This is a genomic window from Oleiphilus sp. HI0117, from assembly GCF_001635235.1.
Genome location: NZ_LWGA01001235.1, coordinates 1 through 2320, shown reverse-complemented (window position 1 = coordinate 2320; position 2320 = coordinate 1). Strand labels below are relative to the sequence as shown.

The following is a 2320-nucleotide window of genomic DNA, read 5'->3' as shown; positions in this document are numbered from 1 at the left end:
ACCAGTTTTTCACTGCCCCATATCGGCCAGTGGTGACTGCCAAAATAGAGGTCACTTTTCTCTGCGTATTGAATGGCATCATGAATATAACCGCTCCACTTCAAAGCATCGCGCACTTTAGCCCCTCTCAAGGTATATAGGTTGTGGAGATTACGCGAAACCAATTCAGCGCCACACCAGGCTCGGAACTCAGGAAGATAGAAAGTAAATTCTGCAGGTGCTTCTGAACCGGATACCACCTGAAATTCAAATGTCACGCCGTCGATCTCATGACGTTCACCACTCTCGGAAATCAGCACATTGGGTTCTAAGATAGTGAACTGACCAAACGCAGGTTCCTTACCTAAGCCAGAGCCCACATGCCCTCTTTCAGATTTAGGTAATCGCTTTCCGTACATGTACATAGAGCGACGTCCCATTGCCATGCCTGCCACCACATTTTCACTGGTGGCCTCTTCCATAAAGCCTTCTGGCGCGATCACTTTAAGTTGCTGTTGGCTGACTTGTTCTGGAGAGGCAATGCCATGGGCACCGCCAAAGTGATCAATATGAGAATGGGTGAACAAAATGGCGCTAACGGGTCTTTTTCCTAATTGATCATTTACCAGTTTCATTGCCACGCGTGCCGTTTCCACTGTGGTTAACGGGTCTATCACGATCCAGCCCGTCTCTCCACGAATCACGGTCATATTGGCCAGATCGAAACCACGAACCTGATATATCCCCTCTGATAACTGATACAAACCATGCCTGTTGTTGAGTCCCGCCTGCCGCCAAAGACTAGGATTTACAGTTGCAGGAGCTTGTCCTTGTATGAACTCATAGGCCTTTGTGTTCCAGGCCAATTTTCCGGAGGCGGATACTTGAAGGCCTTCTACCGTGGCTATGAAGCCTCGTTTGGATTGTGCGATATCTTCAGAATCTTTGAGGGGAAGTTGCGCTTCGACAGCCTGATTCATTTTTTGTGTTATCTGGGTGGCGGGGGAAAAACCTTCGACCGAACCTATGCCATCAACAGTTTCTGTCTGAGATTGAGTACATCCAGTAATCAAAACCGCAATTAACAGAACCCATGTCCCGTGCTTAAACATAATCTCGAAACTCCCTGTAAAGCGCATGCGTCAGCGCATTGAAAAACCTTGTAAGATCAACTACTTTTAATAGCTATCAACAATAGCTGACCTAGGCACTTAAAAATAGATTTGAAAACTAGGGAACCTCTGAATATTTTAAATCATTTGTATTGCATGAGCAAGGATAGTCGGCAAAACAGGATGTACTTCTACGGAGTTGAAACGCTCAAAGAAGCTGAAGAGTTCGAGCCCTTACCAAGAGATGAGTATGACAAGCTGTTTCAGGCACCAAAAGAGCCTGATTCGTCAAAAGACCTTCAAAGCAATACGCAAAACGACAAGCCTAAGCAGTCATAACATGGCCTCCGTAATAAGCTAAGCATAGTAAAGACATGAGTAAGACTTCTGACAACGCAACTGAAAACGACACTGTAGTCGACCAAGGCCAGCCTCTAATCAGCCATCTGATAGAATTGCGCACACGCCTCCTGCGTTCTGTGCTTTGCGTTATATTGATCTTCGCAGGCCTTTACTATTTTGCCAACGATATCTACCTGATTGTCTCAGAGCCACTTAGGGTCTTTTTACCCGAAGGTAGCACCATGATCGCGACCGATGTCGCATCACCCTTCTTTACCCCCTTCAAACTGGCACTAATGACGGCACTGTTTATATCAATGCCTTATGTGCTCTTTCAAATATGGGGTTTTATCGCACCTGCACTCTATGAGAATGAAAAACGGCTCGCCTATCCTTTACTGCTATCGAGCATAATATTGTTCTATCTCGGCATGGCATTCGCTTACTTTGTCGTCTTTCCTTTGGTGTTTGGCTTTTTCACCAGTGCCGCACCTGAAGGCGTCACTGTAATGACCGATATCAGTCGCTATCTTGACTTCATTCTAAAGCTATTCTTCGCATTTGGTTTAGCCTTCGAAATCCCAATCGCAACCATTATTTTGGTTGCGGCAGGTATTACCAGCTCAGCTAGCCTAAGTGAAAAACGCCCTTACATCGTGGTTGGCTGCTTCGTTATCGGTATGTTATTGACGCCTCCAGATGTTATTTCGCAAACTCTTTTAGCAGTTCCAATGTGGGCTCTCTTTGAAGTCGGAGTGCTGTTTTCAAAACTCGTCGAAAAGAAGCGCAACGAAGAACCTGTAAGCGAATAACAATTAGATGAACCTGCTACTGTTATTCCCCGAAAATATGCACAGCGAAACACTGGCTGAGATTTCCGGTCGTCA

At 45.7% G+C, this 2320-nt stretch carries 3 protein-coding genes; 2 read left to right on the top strand and 1 reads right to left on the bottom strand.

Annotation, left to right across the window (positions count from 1 at the left end; genetic code table 11):
* On the bottom strand, positions 1-1091 hold a 1091-nt coding region (locus A3757_RS21495; protein ID WP_231878352.1), incomplete at its 3' end, for an alkyl/aryl-sulfatase.
* Positions 1092-1274: 183 nt separating this feature from the next.
* On the opposite strand from A3757_RS21495, the gene A3757_RS25890 reads away from it, so the two are divergent.
* Both A3757_RS25890 and tatC read left to right on the top strand, forming a co-directional pair.
* Positions 1275-1430, top strand: a complete 156-nt coding sequence (locus tag A3757_RS25890; protein ID WP_156490463.1) for a hypothetical protein — start codon at positions 1275-1277, stop codon at positions 1428-1430.
* Positions 1431-1465: 35 nt separating this feature from the next.
* Positions 1466-2245, top strand: a complete 780-nt coding sequence (gene tatC / locus A3757_RS21490) for a twin-arginine translocase subunit TatC (protein ID WP_068510193.1) — start codon at positions 1466-1468, stop codon at positions 2243-2245.
* The last annotated feature ends 75 nt before the right edge of the window (positions 2246-2320 follow it).